The organism is Cellulomonas sp. P4_H4 (assembly GCF_056400865.1).
In genome coordinates this window covers 480,831-505,068 of sequence record NZ_JBFUKL010000001.1, presented here as the reverse complement: position 1 = coordinate 505,068, position 24,238 = coordinate 480,831, and the positions used below count along the sequence as shown (strand labels likewise).

Genomic DNA, 24,238 nt, shown 5'->3' with positions numbered 1-24,238 from the left:
AGGCCGCCACCGCCGGCGAGCCGCGCGCCGCACGGCGGGCGACGCGTCCCGGCAATACGGTGATCGGGACAGCCGCGTCGTCCGACGCCGCAACCTGCACGCCGCGCCCTGCGCCCAGCGCCCTGCACCGAGGAGCACGCATGAGCACCTCCGACCCGGATCGTCCGGCCGACGACACCACCTCTCCCGAGACGGTTCCGACGAGCCCGGACGCGCCCCCCACCGAGCCCGCCGTCGAGTCGCCGGCCGCCGTGGAACGCGTCGTCACCGAACAACCCGAGGCCGGGGCGCACGCCGCCGCCGAGACGCCCGCAGCGACGGCACCTGTCGCCAAGACGCCGCCGGTCACCACGCCGACCGCGACACCGGCAGCGGAGACGACACCAGTCACGACGCCGGTCGCGAAGACGGCGCCGGTCGCGGAGACGACGCCTGCCAAGACGCCGGTCGAGGAGAGCCCCGCCGAGGCGCCGGTCGTCGCCAAGACCGAGCCGGTGAGCCTCGACACGGGCCGCCACGCGGTGGTGCGTCCGACCCCCGTCCCACCCGCCGACGTGACCCCGGACCCTGTCCTGGCGACGGCGCCCGTGACTGCGGCGACGACTCCGACCCCGGCCGTCGCCCAGACGCCGGTCGCCGACCCGACGCTCGCCGCTGTCGCCGCGGCCTCCGTCGCGAGCCCCCCGCCGACCCAGCCCGCCCCCATCACCCCGGAGCCCGAGTCTGACGGCCGTCTGTTCCCCGACCCGAACGCCCCGAGCCGTCCGAGCGTGGGCTCGCACATCCTCGGTGTGCTGGTCGGTCTGATCCTGACGCCGATCGCCGCCGGCGTCCTGCTCCTGGGCGAGTCGGAGGTCCTCGAGGCGCAGGTCGACGGCTGGGACGCGACGACGTCGGTCTTCGGCATCGTGCTGGTCACGCTCGGTCTGCTGCTGCTCGGCTGCGTCATGCTGCTGGGCGTGTGGACGGCCGCAGTCCCGATCACAGGCGGTGCCGTGCTCACCGCTGTCGGGGCGGTGTTCCTGTACTCGCCCTCGTTCGCGCGCGAGCAGACGCTGACGATCCTGTCGTCGACGGGCTGGCGACCGACGATCACCCATGTCACGGTCGCCGCGACGTCGGGCATGGTGATCGCCGTCGGGTTCCTGCTCCTCCTGGCCGGCCTCGTCATCGCGTCGGCGCGCCGGCGCGGTGTCCACCTCGGGGAGTTCCGCGAGCGCCACAAGGCCTGATCGGCAGGTGGTCCGTACTCCGGCTAGAGTCCTCCCGGACCTCGGTCCCACCTGCACCGACGTAGCTGCACAGGAGGTGGTCCACGTGACCGCGAACGAGCCCGAGACCACCCCGAACCCGGCGGCGACCCCGGGAACAACCAGCCTCGAGAACCTGCTCACCGAGGAGCGCCGCTTCCCCCCGAGCATCGAGTTCGCCGCGCAGGCCAACGCCCAGCACGACCTGTACGCCTGGGCCAACGCGGACCGCCCGAGCTTCTGGGCGGACCAGGCCCGAGAGCTGTTGAGCTGGGAGAAGCCGTTCGAGGAGGTCCTCGACTGGTCGAACGCCCCGTTCGCACGCTGGTTCGCCGACGGGACGCTGAACGCGGCCTACAACGCGGTCGACCGGCACGTCGAGGCAGGCAACGGCGACCGGGTCGCGCTGCACTTCGAGGGTGAGGCCGGCGACACCCGCACGATCACCTACGCCGACCTGCAGCGCGAGGTCTGCAAGGCCGCGAACGCGTTCACCGCGCTCGGCATCGGCCTGGGTGACCGGGTCGCCATCTACCTCCCGCTGATCCCCGAGGCCGTCGTCACGATGCTCGCGTGCGCGCGCATCGGCGCACCGCACTCGGTCGTGTTCGGCGGCTTCTCGGCGGAGGCGCTGAGCAGCCGGATCAACGACGCCGAGGCCAAGCTCGTCGTCACCGCGGACGGCGGGTACCGCCGGGGCGCGGCCAGCGCGCTGAAGCCTGCGGTGGACGACGCGATCGCCAAGGGCACGCCGTCGGTCGAGCACGTCCTCGTCGTGAAGCGCACGGGCCAGGACGTCACCTGGAACGACCGCGACGTCTGGTGGTCCGACGCCCTCGAGAACGTCTCCGACCAGCACACGCCGGTCGCCGTCGAGGCCGAGCACCCGCTGTTCATCCTGTACACCTCGGGCACCACCGGGAAGCCCAAGGGCATCTTCCACACCACGGGCGGCTACCTGACGCAGGCGGCCTACACGCACCGCAACGTGTTCGACCTCAAGCCCGAGACGGACGTCTACTGGTGCACGGCCGACGTCGGCTGGATCACCGGTCACACCTACGTCGTCTACGGCCCTCTGATCAACGGCGCGACCCAGGTCATCTACGAGGGCACGCCGGACACCCCGCACCGCGGCCGCTGGTGGGAGATCATCCAGAAATACAAGGTCACCATCTTGTACACCGCCCCCACGGCGATCCGTACGTGCATGAAGTGGGGCGAGGAGATCCCGAACCAGTTCGACCTGTCGAGCCTGCGGGTGCTCGGGTCGGTGGGCGAGCCCATCAACCCCGAGGCCTGGATCTGGTACCGACGCGTGATCGGCGGGGACCGCGCGCCGATCGTCGACACGTGGTGGCAGACCGAGACCGGCGCGATCATGATCAGCCCGCTCCCGGGCGTCACGGAGACCAAGCCGGGCTCGGCCCAGGTCGCGTTGCCGGGCATCGCAGCGGACGTCGTCGACGACGAGGCACACTCCGTGCCCGACGGGGCCGGCGGCTACCTCGTGATCACCGAGCCGTGGCCGTCCATGCTGCGCGGCATCTGGGGCGACCCGGAGCGCTACAAGGACACCTACTGGTCGCGGTTCCGGAACCTGTACTTCGCAGGCGACGGCGCCAAGAAGGACGACGACGGCGACATCTGGCTGCTGGGTCGCGTCGACGACGTCATGAACGTCTCGGGCCACCGGCTGTCGACCACGGAGATCGAGTCCGCACTGGTGAGCCACCCGTGGGTCGCCGAGGCGGCCGTCGTCGGCGCCAACGACGAGACGACGGGGCAGGCGGTCGTCGCGTTCGTGATCCTGCGCGGCGACGCGAGCGGCGGCGACAAGGACGCGGACGCCGTGCAGACCGAGCTGCGCAACCACGTCGCCAAGGCCATCGGCCCGATCGCCAAGCCTCGCCAGATCCTCGTCGTGGCGGAGCTACCCAAGACGCGGTCCGGCAAGATCATGCGGCGGCTGCTGCGCGACGTCGCCGAGCACCGCCAGGTGGGCGACGCGACGACCCTGGCCGACTCGTCGGTCATGGACCTGATCGCGCAGGGGCTGTCGGCTCCGGGCGCGAAGCAGGAGGACTGAGCCGGAGCGAAGCGGAGGGTGTGGGCCGCGCAGCGGCACGCGCCCGTAGCGGAGCGCAGACTCGGGCCGACATCAGGCAAAAGGACTGAGCCGGAGCGCAGCGCAGGCTCGGGCCGACATCAGGCAGGAGGACTGAGCGCCGCCCTGTTGCTGGCGGACGCCTCGGCCGAGGCGTTCGCCGGGCTCAGGGCCAGCGCCACGCATCCGCCAAGCGCGAGCGCGATGCCGATCGCGGCTGCGGGGTCCCAGCCGTCGCGGATGCGGTCCCCCAGCACCCAGATGCCCACGACGCCCGGGACCACGACCTCCAGGACGGAGACGACCGCGGCCGTGGTGCCCACCGACCCGCGTTCGAGAGCGCGCAGGTAGGCGAGAGCCCCGGCAACCACGCACAGGACGATCGCCAGGGCGAGCGGCTGGAAGATCGTCGCCCAGAAGCCGTCCGACCAGGTCGCGGCACGGGCCCCGATGGCTGCGCCGGAGTAGCCGAGCCCGCCGATCACCGCCAGGACGATCGGCGGCCCTGACCTGTAGGCCAGGACCATGAGGACCGTGAGCCCGACGGACGCGACGAGCATGATCGTGACGAAGCCGGGCGGAGCTGGGACCTTCGGCTGTTCGCCGCCGGCGAGCGACACGAGCACGAGGGCGACGACGACCGTGATCACCGCGACGACATCGAGCGGGCGCATCCGGGTGCCGAGCACGAACCGCGCGAGGACCACGACGACCACGAGCGACGCAGCGATGATCGCCTGCACGACGAACAGCGGCAGCTTGTCCAGCGCCAGGAGCGAGAGCACCGCGGCCAGCCCGTCGACCGCGAAGGCTGCGATGACCAGCGGCTGCTTGACCACCGCGAGTCCGGCAGTCCTGCGCGTGGCCACCGCCTGCATGATCGTGCTGACGCCGTAGGCGGCCGACGACACGACCGCAGCGAGGATCGCCCAGATCACCTCAGCGCGACCACAGGGTCCGCAGGTGGTGAACCGCCTCGCGGCCCGCGCGGTTCGCACTCATCTCAGCGACCAGAGCGTCCGCAGGTTGTGAACCGCCTCGCGGCCCGCGCGGTTCGCACTCATCTCAGCGACCAGAGCGTGCGCAGGTTGTGAGCCGCCTCGCGGCCCGCGCGGTTCGCGCCGATGGTCGACGCACTAGGCCCGTAGCCCACGAGCTGGATACGCGGGTCGGCGACCACCTGCGTGCCGTCCATGACGATCCCGCCGCCGGGCGCCCGCAGGCCCAGAGGGGCCAGGTGGTCGAGCGAGGCGCGGAACCCGGTGCACCAGAGCAGCGTCCGCGCCTCGACGAACTCCGGACCGCCCACCCAGCCGTCGGCCACCTCGTCGTCGGAGGACCACGCGGCGCCGTCCGGCGTGATCCGGGAGAACATCGGGCGTGCCGCGAGGATCCCGGCGGTGATGCCGAGGCGGTACTCGGGGGTGAGCGGCAGGCCGGTCACCGACACGATGCTCTGGGGCGGCAGCCCCGCCCGGGTGCGGGCGTCCACCTGCGCGACGGCGTCACGGCCGACCTCGGGCGTGAACAGCACGTCGCTCCACGCGGGCGGCCGGCGGGTGACCCAGGTGGTCGTCGTGACGCGGGCGATCGCGAGCGTCAGCTGGACCGCGGACGTGCCGCCGCCGATCACGACCACGTGCCCGTCGGACAGGTCCTCGGGGAGTCGGAAGTCGTGCGAGTGCAGCTGGCGACCCTCGAACGACTCGCGTCCGGGGTACGTCGGCCAGAACGGCTTCTGCCACGTGCCGGACGCGTTGACCAACCCTCGGGCGCGCCACACGACGACCTCGTCGGGACGCGTGACGCTCTGTGACGAGACGAGCAGGGAGCCGTCGGAGTCTGTCACGCGCGTGACGCGCACGGGTCGCTGCACGCGCAGGTCGAACGCTTCCTCGTACTGGGCGAAGTAGTACGGCACCGCGAACGCAGCGGGCTCGGCAGGGTCGGGCGCGACCAGAGGCATCCCCGGCAGGTCGTGCACGCCGTGCGCGTCGGCCATGGTCAGGCCCGGCCACCGGTGCTGCCACGCGCCGCCGGCCTGCGGTGCGTCGTCGAGGATCACGAACGTCTCGCCGGCCGACTCCCAGCCGGCCTCGCCCACGGCGACCATGCCCTGCGAGCGCAGGTGGTACGCGGTCGAGAGCCCTGCCTGTCCCGCGCCGATCACCACGACGGTCACGTCGACCGGGACGGGCTGCGCGGGCGTCCGGGCGCGCCGGGACCGACGTGTCTCCGGGGGGCTCTGGGACGGGTCCATGGCCCGCCCAACCTACCCGCTCACGCCGGGCGGGCCCGGACGACCGGAGTGGTTCACCGGAACGCGCTCCGCCTGCTGGACACCCGTCCGGTTGGTCGCGTGGTGGGATGGGGTCATGGCCGACCAGGTGTCCACGAAGGTCGTCGTCACGGCGACGGCGGGTCCGCTCTCCCCCTCGGTCGCGGAGTCCGTCCGGGCACTGGCCCAGCGGGCCGCCGCCACCGACGGCGTCGCGCCCCTCTCCGAGCAGCCGCTGCTCCGGCTCGTCGAGCCCGAGGCCCCGGCCGTGCACCTGCAGGCCGTCGTGGACGGCGAGCTCGTCGGCTACGCACAGCTCGACGTCGGCTCGCAGACGAGCCTGCGGGCCGAGCTGGTCGTCGACCCGGCGCACCGCAGGCGTGGCGTCGGCCGAGCGCTGCTCGCGCGGGCACGGGCCGAGGCTGGCGTCGTCACGGACCGGGTCGTGCGGGTCTGGGCGCACGGCGACCTGCCCGCCGCACGGGCGTTCGCCGGGTCGGTCGGCTGGGACGTCGTCCGCGAGCTGCTCCAGATGCGCGTCGACCTCACCACCCGGCACGGCGCCGCACCGGCGCTGCCGAGCGGCGTCGCCGTCCGCCCGTTCGTGCCGGGTTCCGACGAGGACGCGTGGCGCCGGGTCAACTCGCGCGCGTTCGCGCACCACCCCGAGCAGGGGCGCATGACGTCGGCAGACCTGCTGGCACGCGAGGCCGAGGAGTGGTTCGACCCCTCGGGCTTCCTCCTGGCCGAGCGGGACGGCCAGCTGCTCGGCTCGGTGTGGACCAAGGTGCACCCGGCGGGCGAGCACGGACCCGAGCCCGTCGGCGAGATCTACGTGGTCGGTGTGGACCCGGACGCCCAGGGCCTCGGCCTCGGTCGCGCTCTGACGGCGCTGGGCCTCGACCACCTGGCATCCCGCGGCCTGTCGGCGGCGATCCTCTACACCGAGGCGGACAACACGGTCGCCGTCCACACCTACGAGCGTGCGGGCTTCGTCCGCGCCGGTGCCGACGTGATGTTCGGATCGGATACCAAGAGTTCACCCCGGGGTGTCACGATGGGCGCATGACGGACCTCACCGCCCTCGAGCCCTCGCTTGCCGCCCACATCGCCGAGCACGTGCGACCCGCGGACACCCTGGAGCTGGCCGAGGCGGAGCTCGAGCTCGAACCGCTGCCGGACGACCGCTTCCTGGACCGCGAGCTGTCCTGGCTGGCGTTCAACGAGCGCGTGCTCGAGCTGGCGGAGGACCCCACCAAGCCGCTGCTGGAGCGGGTCCGCTTCCTGGCGATCTTCGCCTCGAACCTCGACGAGTTCTTCATGGTGCGCGTCGCCGGCCTCAAGCGCCGGATCGCCACCGGCATCGCGGTCACGGCCGCGTCCGGTCTCTCCCCGCGGCAGGTCCTCGAGGCCATCAGCGAGGAGGCGCACAGGCTCATGGACCGGCACGCCGCGGTCTTCGCGGACCAGGTGCAGCCCGAGCTGGCCGCCGAGGGCATCACGCTGGTGCGCTGGGACGAGCTGGGCGAGTCCGAGCAGGACCGGCTCCGCAAGTTCTTCCGCCGGCAGATCTTCCCCGTCCTGACCCCGCTGGCCGTCGATCCTGCGCACCCCTTCCCGTACATCTCGGGCCTGTCGCTCAACCTGGCGGTCGTGGTGGCGAACCCGGCCACGGGCAAGGAGCACTTCGCGCGCGTCAAGGTCCCGCCGCTGCTCCCCCGGTTCATCGCGGTCGACGCGTCCGGCCGCCCGAGCGCCCCGGACGTGCAGGCAGCCTCCCTCGAGCGCGGACCGATGTCGTTCGTGCCCGTCGAGGACGTCATCTCCGAGCACCTCGAGCAGCTGTTCCCGGGCATGGTGGTGCAGGAGCACCACACGTTCCGCGTCACGCGCAACGAGGACGTGGAGGTCGAGGAGGACGACGCCGAGAACCTTCTCAAGGCCATGGAGAAGGAGCTGCTGCGTCGGCGGTTCGGCCCGCCGGTCCGCCTCGAGATCGCCGACGGCATCAGCCCCCGCATCCGCAGCCTGCTCATCCGCGAGCTCGGGATCGACGAGGACGAGGTCTACCAGCTGCCCGCGCCGCTGGACCAGACCGGTCTGAACCTCATCGCGGACCTCGACCGCGCGGCGCTGCAGTTCCCGCGGTTCGTCGCCTCCACCCCACGCCAGCTGGCCGAGGTCGAGAGCGCGACGCCGGCGGACATGTTCGCCAAGATCCGCGAGCGCGACATCCTCCTGCACCACCCGTACGACTCGTTCTCGACGAGCGTGCAGACGTTCCTGCAGCAGGCCGCGGCCGACCCCCAGGTGCTCGCGATCAAGCAGACGCTCTACCGCACGTCGGGCGACAGCCCCATCGTCGACGCCCTGATCGACGCCGCGGAGGCGGGCAAGCAGGTCCTCGCGCTGGTCGAGATCAAGGCGCGCTTCGACGAGCAGAACAACATCTCCTGGGCCCGCAAGCTCGAGCAGGCGGGCGTCCACGTGGTCTACGGGATCGTCGGCCTCAAGACGCACTGCAAGCTCTCGCTCGTGGTCCGCCAGGAGTCCGACGGCCTGCGTCGCTACTGCCACATCGGCACCGGCAACTACAACCCGAAGACCGCGCGGCTGTACACGGACCTCGGGCTGCTCACCAGCGACCCGGAGGTCGGTCAGGACCTCACCCGGCTGTTCAACCAGCTCTCGGGGTACGCACCGAAGTCGCGGTTCCACCGGCTGCTCGTCGCGCCCCGCTCGGTGCGCAACGGCCTGGTCGAGCGCATCGACCGGGAGGCGACCGCAGCACGCGAGGGCAAGCCCGCGTGGATCAAGATCAAGGTCAACTCGATGGTCGACGAGGCCACGATCGACGCGCTCTACCGGGCGTCGCAGGCCGGCGTGCCGGTCGACCTGATCGTGCGCGGCATCTGCGCGCTGCGCCCCGGCGTGCCGGGTCTCTCGGAGACGATCCGCGTCCGCTCGATCCTCGGCCGCTTCCTCGAGCACGCGCGCATCTTCGCGTTCGCATCGTCCATCAAGCCCGAGGACGCCACGTTCGACGGTCCGGAGGTCTACATCGGCTCCGCCGACCTCATGCACCGCAACCTGGACCGTCGCGTCGAGGCGCTCGTCCGGATCGCCGACATCGACCAGGTCAGCGAGCTGATAGAGCTGCTCGACGAGTCGATGGACGACGGCACGGCATCCTGGCACCTCGCCTCCGACGGCAGCTGGGACCGCCACCACACCGGACCGGACGGGCCGCTCGTCGACCTCCAGACCGCGCTGATCAACCGCCAGCGCCGCAAGCCTGGCGCCGGGCGGTGAGCCCGACGCAAGCACCGGCCGTCGTCGAGGCGGCCGGCGCGCTCGTCTGGCGCGTTCGTCTGGGGAAGCTGCAGGTCGCCCTCGTGCACAGGCCGCGGTACGGCGACTGGTCGTGGCCCAAGGGCAAGGTCGACCCGGGAGAGACGATCCTGGGCGCGGCGACGCGCGAGGTCGCCGAGGAGACCGGTCACGACGTGGTGCTGGGCATCCCGCTGCCCGGTCTCGAGTACGACCTGTCCGACGGGCGCCGCAAGCGCGTGCACTACTGGGCCGCGCAGGTGGCCGGCCGGCCCGACGCGGCAGCGCTGCGCGCGCGCGCACCGGTCCCGCCGGTGTCTCCCAAGGAGATCGACCAGCTGCGCTGGTTCGACGCCGACGTCGCATTCAAGCGACTGACCCGCCCCGACGACCAGGAGCCGCTGGACGAGCTCGTCGAGGCCTACGCCAAGGACCGGCTGGACACGCGCGCCCTGGTGGTCGCCCGCCACGGCACGGCCCGTCGACGGTCGGACTGGAAGGGCACCGAGCTGGACCGCCCGCTCACGCCCGAGGGCCTGCGGCAGGCCAAGGCGCTGGTCCCGATCCTGTCGACGTTCGGGGTGGGCCGCGTGGTCACCAGCGCCTGGGCGCGCTGCGTCAGCACGATCGCGCCGTACGCCTCCGCCGCGCAGGTGGTGCCCGAGGTGTCGTCGATCCTCACCGAGGACCAGCACAACAGCTCGCCCGCCCGGGTGGCCGCGGAGGTCCTGGCGCTGCTCGCGGCGCACTCGGACGCCGTGCTGTGCACCCACCGGCCGGTGCTGCCGACCGTGGTCGACGTCCTCGCACAGCACGCGCGCCGCCCCGTGGCGGACGCCATGCCCTTCGAAGACCCGTTCCTGCACCCGGCCCAGGTGCTCGTCGCACACGTCGCGCAGACGCCCAAGGGGCCGCGCGTGGTCGCGACCGAGACGCACCGGCCGCACGAGGCCTAGCGGGCCCCGAGCCCCAGCAGGATCGGGTTGAGGATCCAGTAGACGACCGCCGCGACGAGGGCCGCCGCGGGGATGGTCAGCACCCACGCGAACGCGATGTTCTTGGCGACTCCCCAGCGGACGGCCGAGAGCCGCTTCGTGGCGCCGACGCCCATGATCGCCGAGGTGATCGTGTGCGTCGTCGAGACGGGTGCGTGGAACCAGTACGCGCTGCCGTAGAGCACGAAGGACGCGACCGACTCGGCCACGAAGCCACGGGCCGGGTCGAGCTCGATGATCTTGCGGCCGAGCGTGCGCATGATGCGCCAGCCGCCCGCGTAGGTGCCCAGCGAGATCGCGGTGGCGGCGGAGAGCTTGACCCACAGCGGGATCGACGTGCCGGTGTGGAACCCACCCGCGACGAGCGCCAGGACGATGATGCCCATCGTCTTCTGGGCGTCCTGCAGACCGTGGCCGAGCGACATGGCCGCCGCGGAGGCCGTCTGCGCGAGCCGGAATCGCCGCTGGGTGCGAGCGGGGGCGCGGTTCCGCACGAGCCACAGCACGAGGACCATGAGGGTGAACGCGCCGAGGAACCCGATGACCGGGGAGAACACCATCGGCAGGACGACCTTGTCCCAGATCTGGTCCCAGTGCACCGTCACGCTCGCCGCGATGCCGACGCCGGTCAGCGCGCCGATGATCGCGTGCGTCGACGACGAGGGCAGGCCCAGGCGCCACGTGATCAGGTTCCACGTGATGGCGCCGACGAGCGCGGAGAGCACGATGATCAGGCCCTCTTCGGGGCTGACGTCCGTGATGCTGATGATGTCCTCGGCGATGGTCGTCGCCACGTTGGTGCCCAGGAGAGCGCCGAGGAGGTTGAAGAACGCGGCCATCAGCAGCGCGACACGCGGGGTCAGCGCCCGGGTGGAGACCGAGGTCGCGATCGCGTTCGCGGCGTCGTGGAAACCGTTGGTGTAGTCAAAGCCGAGCGCGAACACCACGACGATGATGACGAGCGCGAGTTCCACCGCGTTCAGGACTCCTTGAGCGCGATGGTCTCGACGGTGTTCGCCACCTTCTCGAACGCGTCAGCGGCGTCCTCGAGCCGCTCGACGATCTCCTTGATCTTCATCAGCTGGATCGGGTCGGTGATCTCGTCGAACATCTGGGCGAGCAGCTTGCGGTGGATCTTGTCGGCCTGGTTCTCGAGGCGGTTCACCTCGACCCAGTACTCCGACAGCGAGTCCATCGAGCGCAGCCGGGGCATGGCCTCGGCGGTCAGCTCGGCGGCGCGCTGGAGCACCTGCACCTGGTCGGACACGCGGGCCGGCAGGTCGTCCACCTTGTAGAGGACGATGAGGTCGGCCGCTTCCTCCATGAAGTCCATGCAGTCGTCGAGGCTCGACGCGAGCATGTAGATGTCGTCGCGGTCGAACGGTGTGACGAACGTGGAGTTCAGCCGCCGCATGATCAGGTGCGTCGCGTCGTCCGCCTCGTGCTCCGCGTCGGCGATCCGCTTGCCGATCTCCTTGCGGGACGAACGGTCGGCGCCGAGCATCTCGCCGAGCAGGTTCGCTCCGGTCACGAGATGGATCGCCTGGTCAGCGAAGAGATCGAAGAACGTCGTGTCGCGCGGTGTGAGGCGCAGGCGCACAGCAGGCTCCGGGAAGAGTGGACTGGGGGCGGGGAGGCGGGATCAGGCTAGGTCACGCCCGGTCGAATGCCTAACGCACGGCGGCCTGCGCATGGACACATGGTGACAGGCGGGCGACGTCCGCGGATCCACTTCGGCGGCACCTTCTGGCGCGACTGCCGGTGTGATGACGCCGGGCCGGGAGCGCCTCTCGGCGCGGGGCCGCTCGAAGCGGCTTGAGATGGAGCCCGGGGCTACCGCGACCCGGCGTCGGTCCCCATTCTAGTCCGCTGTGCATGCTCCCCGGCATGGACCCGCTGCGCGCGAAGCGAAATCGGAGGCCGCATACCCGCCCCAACCGGGACAGAGGCGCCTGCTAGTCGAGCATGCCCGCCCGCCACAGCGACGCTGCGCGAGCGAGCTCTTCGGCCGTGCGGACCAGCGACGCCGCTGCGCGGGTCAGCCTGGCGGCGCCTGACGGGTCGAGGTCGTCGAGGTGGTCGGCGTCGAACGCAGCGCCCGTAGCGAGCACCTGGCAGAAGGCGGCTGCGCGTTCCAGGGCTACCGCGAGATCACCCGCATAGACGCCCGAGAGGACGGCGTCGGCGACGGCGCGCACGTCTGCCGGTCCTGGCGCGTCGGCGACGCCCGCGACGGCATCGTGCACCGGGGCCGCGGCGACGCCCATCCGGTACCGGTCGGCGATCGTCTCCGGGTCACGGCGGACCCACTCGCGCAGCACGTACAGACGCCACAGCGCACCCGGCAGCGTGTCCGGGGAGCTGTCCGACCACAGGGCCGCGACGACGTCGAGACCCTCGGTCTCGACCAGCGACACCAGCCGGGCGACGACCTCGGGCTCCGCGTTGGCGCGCCCCTGGTGCACCAAGGCGGCCGCGGACGCGTGCGCCGCCTCGTTGCGCACGGCCGGGTCGTACCCGCCGGGCAGCTCGTCGGCGGCGGCAGGGTCGAGCATCGCGGGCCTGCGGGGCCGCCGCGCGCTTCCACCGGTCGTCGCGTCCATCGCACGATCTTGCACCGTGGCCGCACCGTCGGCCAGCATCTCGCCGCCGGCCACACCGACCGCGTGCGCAATCACCGGTCCGGGGCCAAGGTGGACGAAGCTCCGGGGAACTGCTCGGGAGCCGACAGAGGGGTCAGGGGCATGTCGGACGCGTCAGTGCAGCCGCCGGGGCAGGCGGCCGAGAACCCGTACAAGAACAAGGCGATCGGCCTGGCCGTCGCGGCCGCGGTCGGCGGGTTCCTGTTCGGGTTCGACAGCTCGGTGATCAACGGAGCGGTCGACGCCATCAGCGACGAGTTCGACATCGGGTCCACGCTCACCGGCTTCGTCGTCGCGGTCGCCCTGCTGGGTTGTGCGTTCGGCGCGTGGCTCGGCGGGAAGCTGGCCGACAGGTTCGGGCGGACCCGCGTGATGTTCGTCGGCGCGGTCTTGTTCTTCGTCTCGTCGATCCTGTCCGGGCTCGCGTTCGGCGTGTGGGACCTGGTCCTGTGGCGCGTGCTCGCGGGCGTCGGCATCGGTATCGCCTCCGTGATCGCGCCGGCCTACATCGCGGAGATCGCCCCGGCGGCCATGCGTGGCCGGCTCGGGTCCCTCCAGCAGCTCGCCATCACGCTCGGTATCTTCGCCGCGCTGCTGTCCGACCAGCTCCTCCAGGGCGTCGCGGGCGGCGCCTCGGAGACGCTGTGGTTGGGCCTCGAGGCCTGGCGCTGGATGTTCATCGTCGCCGTGATCCCCGCGGCCGTGTACGGCTACCTCTCGCTGCGCATCCCCGAGTCGCCCCGCTACCTGATCGCCACCGGGAGGCGCGAGGAGGCCAAGGCCGTGCTCGCGACGACGCTCGGCGAGGGCGTCGACGTCGAGTCGCACGTGGTCCAGATCGAGCACACGATCGCGACGGACAAGAAGCTCGAGTCCCAGTCCAGCCTGCGCGGCAACCGGTTCGGCCTGCTGCCGGTGGTGTGGATCGGCATCCTGCTGTCGGTGTTCCAGCAGTTCGTCGGCATCAACGTGATCTTCTACTACTCGACGACGCTCTGGCAGGCCGTGGGCTTCGACGAGAGCCAGTCGTTCATGGTCTCCACGATCACGTCGGTGACCAACGTCGCCGTCACGTTCATCGCGATCGCCCTCATCGACAAGGTCGGTCGCCGCCCACTGCTCCTGACCGGGTCGATCGGCATGGCGACGACCCTCGGGCTCATGGCGATCGCGTTCACGCAGGCCACCTACACCGAGGTCCCCGACCCGGACAACGTCGGCCAGATGATGACGCAGACGGACCTACCCCAGGCCTGGGGCATCACCGCGCTGATCGCCGCCAACCTGTTCGTGGTGTTCTTCGGCGCCACCTGGGGCCCGCTCGTCTGGGTGCTGCTGGGCGAGATGTTCCCCAACCGCATCCGCGCGGCGGCGCTCGGTGTGGCCGCGGCCGCCCAGTGGATCGCGAACTTCCTCATCACGATCTCGTTCCCGCCCCTGCTGGACCGCTTCGGAGCCGCGATCCCGTACCTGATGTACGCGATATTCGCGATGCTCTCGTTCCTGTTCACCCTCTGGAAGGTGCCCGAGACCAAGGGCATCGAGCTCGAGGACATGGAGGGCGTCAAGGTCGACCGCTCCCGGCGGGGCACGGCCGCGTCCCCCTGACGAGGACGCGATCCGCCGTCGGGGCGGGCGAAGGCGGCGCGGTGGGCTCCTGCAGCCACCGCGCCGTCGTGCGTCCAGGTTCTGCTCGACGGGACGGGAACAAACTCGCGGCTTAGTTGCTTGGAGCACATATAGATGTACAGTTGTGCTGAGCAACCAAATCAACCGAGGAACCCACCATGCCCACCACCGCGTCCGAGAGCCGGACCGAGACCCAGGTCGACGGCCTCCACCGCGCACCCGAGACACGAGAATGCACCCCGCAGGAGACGCTGCTGCAGTCGATCTCGTCGTTCAGCCGCGCGCTGCGTGAGTCCGCGCTCGAGCTGAGCCGGGACCTCGGCTGCTCGCGCGGCACCCTGTCGATCATCCGGATCCTCGAGGTGCGCGGCACGGTCCAGGTCGGGGAGATCGCCCACCTGATGCGCGTCGACCTCTCGGTCGCGAGCCGCCAGGTCAGCCAGCTCGTCGACGAGGGACTCGTCGAGCGCGCGGTCGACGACGACGACCGGCGCGTGCGCACGGTCCAGCTCTCCCCTGCAGGTCGTCGGCTCGCACTCGACCTGCACGTCCAGCTCGAGAGCCGCGGCGCGCTGATGTTCGGCGACTGGACGGAGGCGGACGTCAGGTCGGCGACCGAGCTCCTCGACCGCCTCGCATCGACGATCACGGCGCCCCAGCACGCACCCACGCCCGCCTGACCCGAAGAAGATCACGACCTGCCGACGTCGCCGGGTCCCCGTCGGAAAGAAAGAACGAAGCACATGTCCGCACAGGCAGCATCCAGCACAGAGCCCACGTCGACGGCCGAGAGCGAGCTCGCGCACGCCAAGGCCGCCCCGCCCACCATGACCCGCCGCGAGGTCCTCGAGTCGCTCTCCGGCATCCTGCTGGGGATGTTCGTCTCGATCCTTGCGACGAGCGTCGTCTCCTCGTCGCTCCCTCGGATCATCTCGGACCTCGAAGGGTCCCAGTCCGCGTTCACCTGGGTGGTCACCGCCACCTTGCTCACCACGACGATCTCGACCCCGATCTGGGGCAAGCTCGCCGACCTCGTCGACCGCAAGCTCCTCATCCAGCTCGCACTCGCCATCTCGGTGATCTCGTCGGCGCTCGCCGGTCTGTCGCACGGCGTCGGGATGCTCATCGGCATGCGCGCCCTGCAGGGCATCGGCGCGGGTGGCCTGACGGCACTCGGCACGGTCCTGATCGCCGACATCATCAGCCCGCGCGAGCGTGGCAAGTACATGGGCCTCATGGGCGCGGTGATGGGGCTCGGCATGGTCGGCGGCCCGCTGCTCGGTGGCGTCATCACCGACGGACCCGGCTGGCGCTGGAACTTCTTCGTCGGCCTTCCGGTCGCGATCGCGGCGATCGTCGTCCTGCAGCGGACCCTGCACCTGCCCAAGCGCCCGAAGCGCGTCGTGAAGATCGACTACCTCGGCGCCGCGTTGCTCTCGATCGGCATCGCCCTGCTGCTCCTGTGGATCACGTTCGCCGACAGCTCGTTCGCGTGGGCGTCGTGGCAGACCGCCGCGATGGTCGGGGGCTCGGTCCTCGCGCTCGGGCTGGCCATCTGGACCGAGACCCGGGCCGACGAGCCGATCATCCCGCTGCACCTCTTCAAGAACCGCACGCTGGTGATGGCCGTGATCGCGAGCATCTCGGTCGGCGTCGCCCTGTTCGGCACCTCGGTGTTCCTCAGCCAGTACATGCAGCTGGCGCGCGACAAGACCCCGACCCAGTCCGGCCTGCTGACCATCCCGATGATCGCCGGGCTGCTCGTCTCGTCGACGATCTCGGGCCAGATCATCAGCCGCACGGGCCGCTACAAGGGCTTCATGGTCGCCGGCGCGATCCTGCTCACCGGCGGCATGGCGCTCATGGGCACCATCGAGTACGACACCAGCTTCACGCTGGTCGGCCTCTACCTGGTGGTCATCGGCCTCGGCGTCGGCATGCTGATGCAGAACCTCGTGCTGGCCGTGCAGAACACGCTCGACATCAAGGAGGTCGGCTCCGGCACCGCGACCGTCGCGTTCTTCCGGACGCTCGGCGGCGCGCTCGGCGTCTCCGTTCTCGGCGCCGTCCTGGCGAACAAGGTGACGAGCCTGCTGGTCAGCGGCCTCGCGTCGGCCGGCATCGACCCGTCGCTCATGGGTGGCAGCGACGCACTGCCCGATCTCTCGACCCTCCCGGACAACATCCGGGTCATCGTCGAGCAGTCGTTCGGCACGGCGATCGCCGAGCTGTTCCTCGTCGCTGCGCCGATCGCGCTCGTCTCGCTGATCGCCGTCCTGTTCCTCAAGGAGGTGCCGCTCGGCAACCGCTCGGGCATCGAGCAGCTCCTGGACAACGGTGCCGTCGAGGGTGCAGTCGAGGGTCGGTCGGTGCTCCCCGCGTCGTCGCACGACGCGGTCACCGTCGAGGACGAGCTCGAGGAGCTCGTGGACGACTCGCGTCGCGCCCGCGCGTGACCTGAGCGAAGATTCGGCACGCGCGGCCCTCGGTCCCCTCCGACCGGGGGCCGCGCGTGTCAGTCCTTGGGTTCCCGCGCGGCCGCGAGGTCGGAGTTCAACCGGGCCACCTGGACCGCGAACGAGCTGATGTCGTCGTCCGTCCACCCGCCGAGGGCCTTGCGGAAGAACAGGCGGCGGGCGTTCTGCGCGGTCTCGTACCGGTGTCGACCCTCGTCGGTGAGGTCGAGCAGCTGACCGCGGTAGTCGTCGGGATCCGGACGGCGGGACACCAGGCCGAGCTCGCCGAGCCGGGCGAGCTGACGAGACATGGTGCCGCGACCGACGCCGATGTTGGCGGCCAGGTCGCTGGCTCGCACACCGGGGGTCGCGGCGATCATCGCGAGGAGCGAGTAGGCGGCGGGCTCCAGGTCCGGGTGGACGTGCCGCGAGATGGCGGCAGACGACGCCTGGGCCCGGCGCAGGAGCAGGCCCATCTCGCGTTCGAGCTGCCGGAACTGTTCGTCGACCACCGCCCCATCTTGGCGGACCTGGCGGCGTAAAGCCCCTAGCGGCACCGGGTTAGAAACTCGGCGTTGCTCCAGATCAGCGACGAGACATGGGTGTCAGCACCCAGACCACGTGGTGAGACTGGCTCAGCGGGACCAGGTCGCGCGCTTGCGGGCGACATGGGCGATCGCGGCGACGCGATGCACGTCGAGCCGCTCGGGCATCCGCCGGAACTCTGCCTGCAGGTCCTGTCGCGCCATCACGGTCGTCTCGCACCGCGCGGTGCCCGGCAGGATCTCGAGCTCACCGTGCACGACGACCACGCCGCGGACGTTGACGTTGGCACAGCCGGCCGACAGGAGCATCCCCCGGACCAGGCCTGCCTCGAGAGAAGCGTCGCGCAGGTAGGCCATCGAGCGGCCGTCGACCTTGAGGCTTCGTCCCTCGACGACGACGCGCTGACCGGGGTGCCGACGCTCGGCGACGGTGAAGACGCCGCCCGGTCCGATGAGCAGGTGCTCGACCAGGGTGCCCTGACGACCCAGCGGGACGTCGTGGATGACCTGCCAGCCCTCGTCGCCGAGGCGCTCGAGCCGGGTGCGCACGGAGCTTCCGCGCTCGGCCCGGACCGTGTCCAGGTCGATGGCGTCCCAGTCGTCGCCGCCCAGCCACGCCTGCAGCGCGGCATCGTCCGCAGCGTCGAGCGCACCGACCCCGGGCGTAGCCACGGGAAGGGCGAGCTCGGTGACGTCGGCGCGCAGGTAGGCCTGCGCCGCCCTGCGCAGCCCGAGCTCCAGGACAGGGTCGTCCGCGACGACCTCACCGGACTGCAGATCGACCGAACCGACCCTGCGGCCGGTCTCCTGCGTGACGAACAGACGGTCGGCGCCGTAGCGCCGCCATCTCCGCACTGTCAGGACATCTTCCACGCCTGCATTATCGGCACGAGACCCTCCAGACTTCAGCGGTGTCGACCATCCGGACGTCACACGGACGGGGTGTTGCGGCGACGCGCCGCGACGTTCCCCGTCCGTGTGTCCCGATGCGGGCTCGTCAGCTGTCTGCCTCGAACGTCAGGCTGACCGAGTTCATGCAGAACCGGTCCCCCGTGGGCGTCTGCGGGGCGTCGTCGAAGACGTGCCCCAGGTGCGACCCGCAGCGCGCGCAACGCACCTCGGTGCGCACCATCCCCAGCGTGCGGTCGGTGATCAGCTCGACCCGGTCGCCCGCCAGCGGCGAGAAGAAGCTGGGCCAGCCGCAGTGCGAGTCGAACTTGGTGTCGGAGCGGAACAGCTCGTTGCTGCACGCCCGGCACCGGTAGACGCCCTCGCGCTTCTCGTCCAGCAGCTCACCCGTCCACGGCCGCTCGGTGCCCGCCTTGCGGAGCACGGCGAACTCCTTCGGCTCGAGCTCCAGGGCCCACTGCTCGTCGGTCTTCGTGACCTCGTACGTCATGAGACTCCTTCCAGGATCGTCGTCGGACCGGTCCCCTGGACCGCCCGACGTCCTGCTCAACCACGCCACCGTCACGAGAGTTCCCGACGCGCCTGCACGGCGCTCTGACCTGCGTTGTCGTGATTCGCACCACACTTCCGAATACGCTCTGCCCAGCGGGCGCCCTATGCGCTCGCCCCTGGAGGACATCCCGTGCCACGAGCCGCTCGCCGACGCTGGTCGCTGACGCGCTACTTCGCCGTCGTCAGCATCGTGGCGATGGCTGTGCTCGGTGTGGCCCTGGTGTGGGTCACGTGGACCGTCATGAGCGACCAGGCGGTCCGCGACGGCATCGACGCAGCCGAGTCCGTCCAGACCTACGCGACGGCCACGGTCCCGACGGACTCGTTCGTGCTGCCCGACGTCCTGACACCCCAGCAGGCGGCCGCCGTCGGCGTCGCCACGGCCGGGTTCGCGGAGAACCTGATCGAGCTGCGGCTCTGGGCGCAGGACGGGTCGCTCATGTACAGCTCGGAGACCCGCACGACCACGGCGTTCCCCGCGGGCGAGCGGCTCGACCGCGTCCTGACGGGCGGCGGCCCCGACGCGCAGATCATCACGGACGTGCGCAGCGTCGACCTCGAGTCGGACCAGAGCACCCAGCGCGACGTACTCGACGTCTACGTCCCCGTCGCCGTCGACGACACGTTGGAGCGCGGCTCGACGCTCGACCCCATGCCCGCCAGCGACGAGATCGTCGGCGCGGCCGAGGTCATGCTGGACCACACTGCGTCCACCACCGCACTCGCGCAGGCGGTCCGGACCGTGTCCGTCGTGGTCACGCTCGGCCTCCTCCTGCTGTGGATCCTGCTCTTCCGGACGGTGTTCACGACGTCGCGACGCCTGCAGGCCACCGCACTGGAGAACGCGCGCCTAGCACTGCTCGACTCCCTGACGGGCCTCCCCAACCGGCGCATGCTCGCCGAGCGGATGCGACGCACGATCCTCGACGCCGAGGAGACCGGCAGCCGGGTCGGGCTCATGCTCCTGGACATCGACCGGTTCAAGGACATCAACGACTCGCTCGGCCACGACCGCGGCGACGAGCTGCTCGAGCAGGTTGCCGAGCGGCTGCGCGGCGCGCTGCGTGACGACGACATCGTCGCCCGCCTGGGCGGCGACGAGTTCGCGATCCTCCTGCCCGACGTCCGTTCGGTGGCCAACGCCGAGCGCCTGGCCCGCCGGGTGCGTGGCCTGTTCGTCCCGCCGTTCATGCTGGGCGAGCTGCCGCTGCACGTGGACACGTCCGTCGGCGTCGCGTGCCTTCCGGACCACGCTGTCGATGCGTCGTCGCTCATGCGCACCGCGGACGTCGCGATGTACTCGGCCAAGCACCATCGCACGGGCGTCTCGGTGTACTCCGCCGACGAGGACGACTCCTCGCCGGCCCGGCTGGTGCTGCTGGGCGACCTGCACCGTGCGCTGACGCCGGCCGAGGGCGCGCCGCGCGAGCTGCGGATGCACTACCAGCCGAAGATCGAGCTGGTCTCGGGACGGACGATCGGCCTCGAGGCGCTCGTCCGCTGGGAGCACCCCACGCGCGGGCTCCTGCCGCCCAACCTCTTCATCCCGCTCGCCGAGCAGTCGGGGCTCATCCACGACGTCACGCGCTACGTGCTCATCGAGTGCATCGCCCAGCTGGCCGAGTGGAGGTCCGAGGGACGGGCGACGCCCGTCGCGGTGAACCTCTCGGCGCACGACGTCACGACGTCGGCGGTCGTCGACCTCATCGAGCAGCTGCTCGAGGAGCACGGCGTGCCGGCCGACCTCCTGGAGGTCGAGATCACCGAGACGGCGCTGGTGTCGGACCCGTCGCGGGTCGTCCCGGTCCTCGAGCGGCTGAGCGCGCTGGGCATCCGCGTCGCGATCGACGACTTCGGCATCGGCAACACGTCGATCTCACAGCTGCGTGACCTGCCGGTCGACGAGCTGAAGATCGACCGCCTGTTCGTCTCCGACCTCGGGGCGGGTGGTCGCGAGGGTTCGGACGTGCTCGTGCAGGCCATGGTCGACCTGGCCCACTCGTTCGATCTTCAGGTGGTCGCCGAGGGCGTCGAGGACGAGAGCACGGCGACGATCCTGCGTCGACTCGGCGTCGACCAGGCGCAGGGGTTCCTCTACTCGAAGGCCGTCCCCGCGGGCGACCTGCCACTGGTCAGCGCGGTCCCCCGTCCACGTCGCGGCCGCAGCGTTCGCGCGCGTGCGTCGTCCACGATCGTGACCGACGAGCGACCCCTGCGACACGCCCGTCCACCGCGACCACCCCGTCCCGAGAACCCGATCGGGTGATAATTCGGCATTGCGCTCAAGTTCGGCCACTCGATGCCGATAGGGCTGTTTCGGTCTACGCCCTCTGGAGGGTGCAACGATGATGGACGACCTGCTCCAAGAGATGATCAACCCGGCTCCGGCCCCGCGCGACGCGCCCCGTCGCCGGCGACTGTGGACGACGATCCTCATCGTCGGGCTGGCCGCGATCGGCGCGACGACGCTGACCACGTCGGCGCTCTTCACGGACGACGACCAGACGTCCGCTGCGATCCACACGGGCAACGTGGACCTCGTCCTCGGCGGCCCCGTGCCGTTCGAGTTCACCCCGAACGACCTGGCTCCCGGCTCGTCGACGTTCGTGCCGATGACGGTCTCGAACGCAGGCTCGCTCGAGCTCCGGTACGCCATCTCCTACTTCGGCACTGCCGGTGCGGGTGGCGGTGGCGGCGATCTGACCGACGTCCTCGAGCTGCGGCTGTACGCGGTCTCGGACTGCACCGAGGCGGGTACCGACGCAGCGAGCACGATCAACAACTCCGGCCAGCCGGTCAACAACTGGCCGACCACCGCGTCGGCTCTGGTCGGCAACCCGGCAGTCGGGCAGCAGACGGGTGACCGGGCGATCGCGGGCGGCACCAATGCCACCCAGAACCTGTGCGCGCGCGTGGACTTCCCGCTGGACTCGGGGAACGAGTACCAGGACACCACCGCCACGCTGACCCTGGTGTTCAACGCCGAGCAGACGCTCAACAACCCCTGATCCGCACATGTCCGTGACCGGCGGGAGCCGCAACGCTCCGCTCGTCGACCGCCGGGCCCCCCGTCTGGAGGGCCAGCCGGGCGGCCGGGCGGCAAGCAGGTCGACCCGTCGTCGACCGCTACCCCTGTGGCGGCGCGCTCTGTCCGTGGTCCTGTGGTCCGTCGTCGCCGTGTGCGGCCTGGCGTACGCGGTGACGCTGGCGGTCCCCCTCTGGTTCGAGGCGCACGACCAGCGTCTCCTCGTCGTCACCTCGGGGTCGATGTCTCCGGTGTTCGACGCGGGCGACGCGGTCGTGCTGCGCGCCATCACCGACGAGTCCGACCTCAAGGTGAACCAGGTCATCTCGTTCTGGCCCACGGGCTCCGACGAGCTGGTCACGCACCGGATCGTCGCGCTCCAGCGGATCCCCGAGACCACTCCCGACAAGGTCACGGGTCGCCCGGTGCCCAAGCTCGACGCCGACGGCCAGCCGAAGATGCGGTCGTACGTCATCACGAAGGGGGACGCGAACTCGCACCCGGACGTGAACGCGACCCCCGTCGAGCGCGTGCGCGGCGTGGTCCTCGCCTACCACCCCGGCTGGGGCTGGATCCTGAACTGGGCGGGATCCAACATCGGACGCGCCGTGATGCTCGTGCCTCCGCTGCTCGCGCTCGCTACTCTCGAGCTGCTGTCCGCCCACGACCGTCGCCAGTCCGGGCGCGGTCGCACCGCGGCGGACGCCGGCGACAGGAGGGTCGATGAGCTCCTCCTGGACTGATGCCGGTCGCGACGGGCAGCCGCCTCGGTTCCTCTCGGTGGACCGCGGCTCGCTCACCCGTCTCGCCGTCGTCCTGGCGTTCGCGGCCGCGGCGTTCGTCGGACCGTTCCTCGGCACGACGTCCGCGCGCTTCACCGACTCGACCGAGCTCGGCGTGACCTTCTCGGTCCCCGCCGAGGTCCCGCCGCTCCCGCCGCTCCCGCCGCTCCCGCCGGTCGCCCCGGACCCTGACCCCGTCCCCGATCCCGTTCCCTGAGCCGTCCCCTGAAGGCGTTCTCTGATCAGGAACGGACCCCGCGGGCCGCGAGGAGCACCGCGTCGGGGTCGTAGACGAGCGAGAGCGTCTGGAGCCGTCGGGCCACGTCGGCCGGGAAGACCCGTGCCGCCCACACCGGACCCGACGTGTCGGTGAAGTTGGGCAGTGCTCCCTCGGCCGTCCACGGCGCCATCCCGCTGTGCACGCGCGCGCTGTCGCTGACGACGGAGTGCGCGACCTCGGGGATCATCACACCGAGCGTGAAGAGCGAGAACTCGGCGTCGCGCCACGCGAACGCGCTCGGCACGCCGCGGTCGTCGCGCACCTTGCCGCCCAGCTGACGCACCTCCACCATCGCCTGCGAGGTCGCGGCGTCGGGACCGACCAGCTCGATGAGCCGCTCGGCGGCCTCCGGGCCGAAGTCGGCGAGCAGGCTGTGCTGCTCGTGCAGCGGCATCGGGTCGACCGGGTCGGTGTGCACGTCGCCGAGGTCCGCGTACGGCATGACGCGGACGGTGTCGATGAGCGGTGCCGCCACCACACGCAGCGCCTGGATCATCTCGGCGCCCACGGCGGGGTCACCGGTCCAGGCGAACCGCACGGCCAGCGACGTCCGGCCACGCAGGGGCTCGGGGAAGACCGGCAGGTCGGGAAGACGCATGAGGGCGAACGACGTCGTGCCCTCCTCGGGCAGCAGCGACGACCACAGGCTCCAGGTGCGGATCACCGCGGGGGCCGCCGCAGCGTCGAACCAGAGCGCACCGGCGTAGAGCGACGCCTGCTCGACGAGGTCGAGCTCGACCGCGGTGACGATGCCGAGGGTGCCCTTGCCGCCGCGCAGGCCCCAGAAGAGGTCGGCGTTCTCGGTGGCGCTGGCGCGGCGGATCACGCCGTCACCCGTGACCACGTCGAACGCGCGGACGGTGTCGGACGCGAGTCCGTGGGTGCGGGCGACCGGTCCGAGCCCGCCGCCCGTGACGTACCCGACCACCCCGACGTCGGGCGACGAGCCGGCCAGACCCGCCAGGCCGTGGGGCGCGCAGGCGTCCAGGACGGCCCGCCACTTCACGCCCGCGCCGACCCGGGCCCACCGCTCGTCGGCGTGCACGGTGACCTCGTCGAGCGCGACCGTGCTGACCAGGATCGCGTCGTGCATCGCCTCGGTCGCGCCGTGCCCCGTGCCCTGCACGCCGACCCGCACGCCGGCACTTGCGGCGAGCCGCAGCGCACGGCTGACGTCGTGCGCGTCCCGCACGGCCACGACACCGGCGGGCGAGATCGCCTTGACGAGGTTGCTGGTCGCGGTCAGGGCGGCGTACTCGTCGGACCCGGGCAGGTGCACCGGCACACCGGCGTCGGTCAGGGCCGTCAGGGCGGCGGTCGGGGAGGGGCGGTAGTCCGAGCCGACGGGCGAGCTGAGGATGGTCATCGTTCGAGTTCCTTCGGAGTGTCCTGGCGCGGGTTCCCGCGCTGCTTCGTGTCCGCGCCGATCTCGGCGCACGGGCAGGAAGGGCGCGCGGC

Annotated in this window: 21 protein-coding genes; 12 read left to right on the top strand and 9 right to left on the bottom strand. The window is 71.2% G+C overall.

The features are described 5' to 3' along the window. The first annotated feature begins 140 nt into the window (after nucleotides 1–140). Both AC1DPN_RS02550 and acs read left to right on the top strand, forming a co-directional pair. Nucleotides 141–1,232, top strand: coding sequence for a hypothetical protein (locus tag AC1DPN_RS02550; protein ID WP_477083148.1), 1,092 nt, complete (start codon nucleotides 141–143; stop codon nucleotides 1,230–1,232). Between the two features lie 85 nt (nucleotides 1,233–1,317). Then, entirely contained in the window at nucleotides 1,318–3,339 is a 2,022-nt protein-coding gene (gene acs / locus AC1DPN_RS02545; protein WP_477083147.1) for an acetate--CoA ligase, read from the top strand. Between the two features lie 119 nt (nucleotides 3,340–3,458). Here the strand turns inward: acs and AC1DPN_RS02540 are convergent, their stop codons facing one another. Beyond that, entirely contained in the window at nucleotides 3,459–4,295 is an 837-nt protein-coding gene (locus tag AC1DPN_RS02540; protein WP_477083146.1) for a hypothetical protein, read from the bottom strand. 122 nt (nucleotides 4,296–4,417) lie between these two features. Then, nucleotides 4,418–5,617 (bottom strand): NAD(P)-binding domain-containing protein, encoded by a 1,200-nt coding sequence (locus AC1DPN_RS02535; protein WP_477083145.1) that lies wholly within the window; start codon nucleotides 5,615–5,617, stop codon nucleotides 4,418–4,420. A gap of 115 nt (nucleotides 5,618–5,732) precedes the next feature. Here AC1DPN_RS02535 and mshD point away from each other — a divergent pair, with 115 nt between their 5' ends. Genes mshD through AC1DPN_RS02520 form a run of 3 tightly spaced genes read left to right on the top strand, consistent with a single transcriptional unit; the run spans nucleotide 5,733 to nucleotide 9,921 of the window. After that, nucleotides 5,733–6,704, top strand: coding sequence for a mycothiol synthase (gene mshD / locus AC1DPN_RS02530; protein WP_477083144.1), 972 nt, complete (start codon nucleotides 5,733–5,735; stop codon nucleotides 6,702–6,704). Next, the gene (locus tag AC1DPN_RS02525) at nucleotides 6,701–8,947 is read left to right on the top strand and encodes an RNA degradosome polyphosphate kinase (protein ID WP_477083143.1); all 2,247 of its coding nucleotides are present in this window, start codon (nucleotides 6,701–6,703) and stop codon (nucleotides 8,945–8,947) included. The genes mshD and AC1DPN_RS02525 overlap by 4 nt, the downstream gene beginning before the upstream one ends. Beyond that, entirely contained in the window at nucleotides 8,944–9,921 is a 978-nt protein-coding gene (locus tag AC1DPN_RS02520) for an NUDIX hydrolase (RefSeq protein WP_477083142.1), read from the top strand. Before AC1DPN_RS02525 ends, AC1DPN_RS02520 begins: the two co-directional genes overlap by 4 nt. Here AC1DPN_RS02520 and AC1DPN_RS02515 read toward each other — a convergent pair. From AC1DPN_RS02515 to AC1DPN_RS02505, 3 genes are all read right to left on the bottom strand, one after another. Then, nucleotides 9,918–10,934: an inorganic phosphate transporter gene (locus AC1DPN_RS02515; RefSeq protein ID WP_477083141.1), complete on the bottom strand. Its 1,017-nt coding sequence runs from the start codon at nucleotides 10,932–10,934 to the stop codon at nucleotides 9,918–9,920. The two genes, AC1DPN_RS02520 and AC1DPN_RS02515, sit on opposite strands and share 4 nt — an antisense overlap. Nucleotides 10,935–10,939: 5 nt before the next feature. Then, nucleotides 10,940–11,560, bottom strand: a complete 621-nt coding sequence (locus AC1DPN_RS02510; RefSeq protein ID WP_477083140.1) for a DUF47 domain-containing protein — start codon at nucleotides 11,558–11,560, stop codon at nucleotides 10,940–10,942. Between the two features lie 355 nt (nucleotides 11,561–11,915). Next, nucleotides 11,916–12,515, bottom strand: a complete 600-nt coding sequence (locus AC1DPN_RS02505; RefSeq protein ID WP_477083839.1) for a hypothetical protein — start codon at nucleotides 12,513–12,515, stop codon at nucleotides 11,916–11,918. A 189-nt stretch (nucleotides 12,516–12,704) separates the two neighbouring features. Here AC1DPN_RS02505 and AC1DPN_RS02500 point away from each other — a divergent pair, with 189 nt between their 5' ends. The 3 genes from AC1DPN_RS02500 to AC1DPN_RS02490 all read left to right on the top strand — a co-directional run bounded on the left by AC1DPN_RS02500 (nucleotide 12,705) and on the right by AC1DPN_RS02490 (nucleotide 16,687). Beyond that, entirely contained in the window at nucleotides 12,705–14,210 is a 1,506-nt protein-coding gene (locus AC1DPN_RS02500; RefSeq protein WP_477083139.1) for a sugar porter family MFS transporter, read from the top strand. A 179-nt stretch (nucleotides 14,211–14,389) separates the two neighbouring features. Then, complete coding sequence (locus AC1DPN_RS02495) at nucleotides 14,390–14,911, top strand: MarR family winged helix-turn-helix transcriptional regulator (RefSeq protein WP_477083138.1); 522 nt, start codon at nucleotides 14,390–14,392, stop codon at nucleotides 14,909–14,911. Nucleotides 14,912–14,974: 63 nt separating this feature from the next. Further along, on the top strand, nucleotides 14,975–16,687 hold the full coding sequence (locus tag AC1DPN_RS02490) for an MDR family MFS transporter (RefSeq protein ID WP_477083137.1): 1,713 nt from the start codon (nucleotides 14,975–14,977) through the stop codon (nucleotides 16,685–16,687). 59 nt (nucleotides 16,688–16,746) lie between these two features. Here AC1DPN_RS02490 and AC1DPN_RS02485 read toward each other — a convergent pair whose 3' ends face one another. The 3 genes from AC1DPN_RS02485 to msrB all read right to left on the bottom strand — a co-directional run bounded on the left by AC1DPN_RS02485 (nucleotide 16,747) and on the right by msrB (nucleotide 18,631). Further along, entirely contained in the window at nucleotides 16,747–17,199 is a 453-nt protein-coding gene (locus AC1DPN_RS02485) for a MarR family winged helix-turn-helix transcriptional regulator (protein ID WP_477083136.1), read from the bottom strand. 123 nt (nucleotides 17,200–17,322) lie between these two features. Next, nucleotides 17,323–18,105, bottom strand: a complete 783-nt coding sequence (locus AC1DPN_RS02480) for a nuclease-related domain-containing protein (protein ID WP_477083135.1) — start codon at nucleotides 18,103–18,105, stop codon at nucleotides 17,323–17,325. Nucleotides 18,106–18,229: 124 nt separating this feature from the next. Next, entirely contained in the window at nucleotides 18,230–18,631 is a 402-nt protein-coding gene (gene msrB, locus AC1DPN_RS02475) for a peptide-methionine (R)-S-oxide reductase MsrB (RefSeq protein WP_477083134.1), read from the bottom strand. Between the two features lie 192 nt (nucleotides 18,632–18,823). Between msrB and AC1DPN_RS02470 the strand changes: the two genes are divergently transcribed. From AC1DPN_RS02470 to AC1DPN_RS02455, 4 genes are all read left to right on the top strand, one after another. Further along, nucleotides 18,824–20,959 carry a putative bifunctional diguanylate cyclase/phosphodiesterase gene (locus AC1DPN_RS02470; protein ID WP_477083133.1) on the top strand — a complete coding sequence of 712 codons (2,136 nt, stop codon included), beginning with the start codon at nucleotides 18,824–18,826 and terminating at the stop codon, nucleotides 20,957–20,959. Between the two features lie 79 nt (nucleotides 20,960–21,038). After that, complete coding sequence (locus AC1DPN_RS02465) at nucleotides 21,039–21,701, top strand: hypothetical protein (RefSeq protein ID WP_477083132.1); 663 nt, start codon at nucleotides 21,039–21,041, stop codon at nucleotides 21,699–21,701. 145 nt (nucleotides 21,702–21,846) lie between these two features. Beyond that, nucleotides 21,847–22,461 carry a signal peptidase I gene (locus AC1DPN_RS02460; protein WP_477083131.1) on the top strand — a complete coding sequence of 205 codons (615 nt, stop codon included), beginning with the start codon at nucleotides 21,847–21,849 and terminating at the stop codon, nucleotides 22,459–22,461. Next, nucleotides 22,442–22,717, top strand: a complete 276-nt coding sequence (locus tag AC1DPN_RS02455; RefSeq protein WP_477083130.1) for a hypothetical protein — start codon at nucleotides 22,442–22,444, stop codon at nucleotides 22,715–22,717. The genes AC1DPN_RS02460 and AC1DPN_RS02455 overlap by 20 nt, the downstream gene beginning before the upstream one ends. Before the next feature lie 25 nt (nucleotides 22,718–22,742). On the opposite strand, the gene AC1DPN_RS02450 is transcribed toward AC1DPN_RS02455, so the two are convergent. After that, on the bottom strand, nucleotides 22,743–24,146 hold the full coding sequence (locus AC1DPN_RS02450) for an FAD-binding oxidoreductase (RefSeq protein WP_477083129.1): 1,404 nt from the start codon (nucleotides 24,144–24,146) through the stop codon (nucleotides 22,743–22,745). Between the last annotated feature and the right edge of the window lie 92 nt (nucleotides 24,147–24,238).

Coding starts and splice junctions, on each gene's coding strand:
- AC1DPN_RS02495 (WP_477083138.1), top strand. CDS start 14,390: ATGCCCACCACCGCGTCCGAGAGCCGGACCGAGACCCAGGTCGACGGC.
- msrB (WP_477083134.1), bottom strand. CDS start 18,631: ATGACGTACGAGGTCACGAAGACCGACGAGCAGTGGGCCCTGGAGCTC.
- AC1DPN_RS02550 (WP_477083148.1), top strand. CDS start 141: ATGAGCACCTCCGACCCGGATCGTCCGGCCGACGACACCACCTCTCCC.
- AC1DPN_RS02450 (WP_477083129.1), bottom strand. CDS start 24,146: ATGACCATCCTCAGCTCGCCCGTCGGCTCGGACTACCGCCCCTCCCCG.
- AC1DPN_RS02525 (WP_477083143.1), top strand. CDS start 6,701: ATGACGGACCTCACCGCCCTCGAGCCCTCGCTTGCCGCCCACATCGCC.
- AC1DPN_RS02455 (WP_477083130.1), top strand. CDS start 22,442: ATGAGCTCCTCCTGGACTGATGCCGGTCGCGACGGGCAGCCGCCTCGG.
- AC1DPN_RS02500 (WP_477083139.1), top strand. CDS start 12,705: ATGTCGGACGCGTCAGTGCAGCCGCCGGGGCAGGCGGCCGAGAACCCG.
- AC1DPN_RS02505 (WP_477083839.1), bottom strand. CDS start 12,515: ATGCTCGACCCTGCCGCCGCCGACGAGCTGCCCGGCGGGTACGACCCG.
- AC1DPN_RS02535 (WP_477083145.1), bottom strand. CDS start 5,617: ATGGACCCGTCCCAGAGCCCCCCGGAGACACGTCGGTCCCGGCGCGCC.
- mshD (WP_477083144.1), top strand. CDS start 5,733: ATGGCCGACCAGGTGTCCACGAAGGTCGTCGTCACGGCGACGGCGGGT.
- AC1DPN_RS02465 (WP_477083132.1), top strand. CDS start 21,039: ATGATGGACGACCTGCTCCAAGAGATGATCAACCCGGCTCCGGCCCCG.
- AC1DPN_RS02490 (WP_477083137.1), top strand. CDS start 14,975: ATGTCCGCACAGGCAGCATCCAGCACAGAGCCCACGTCGACGGCCGAG.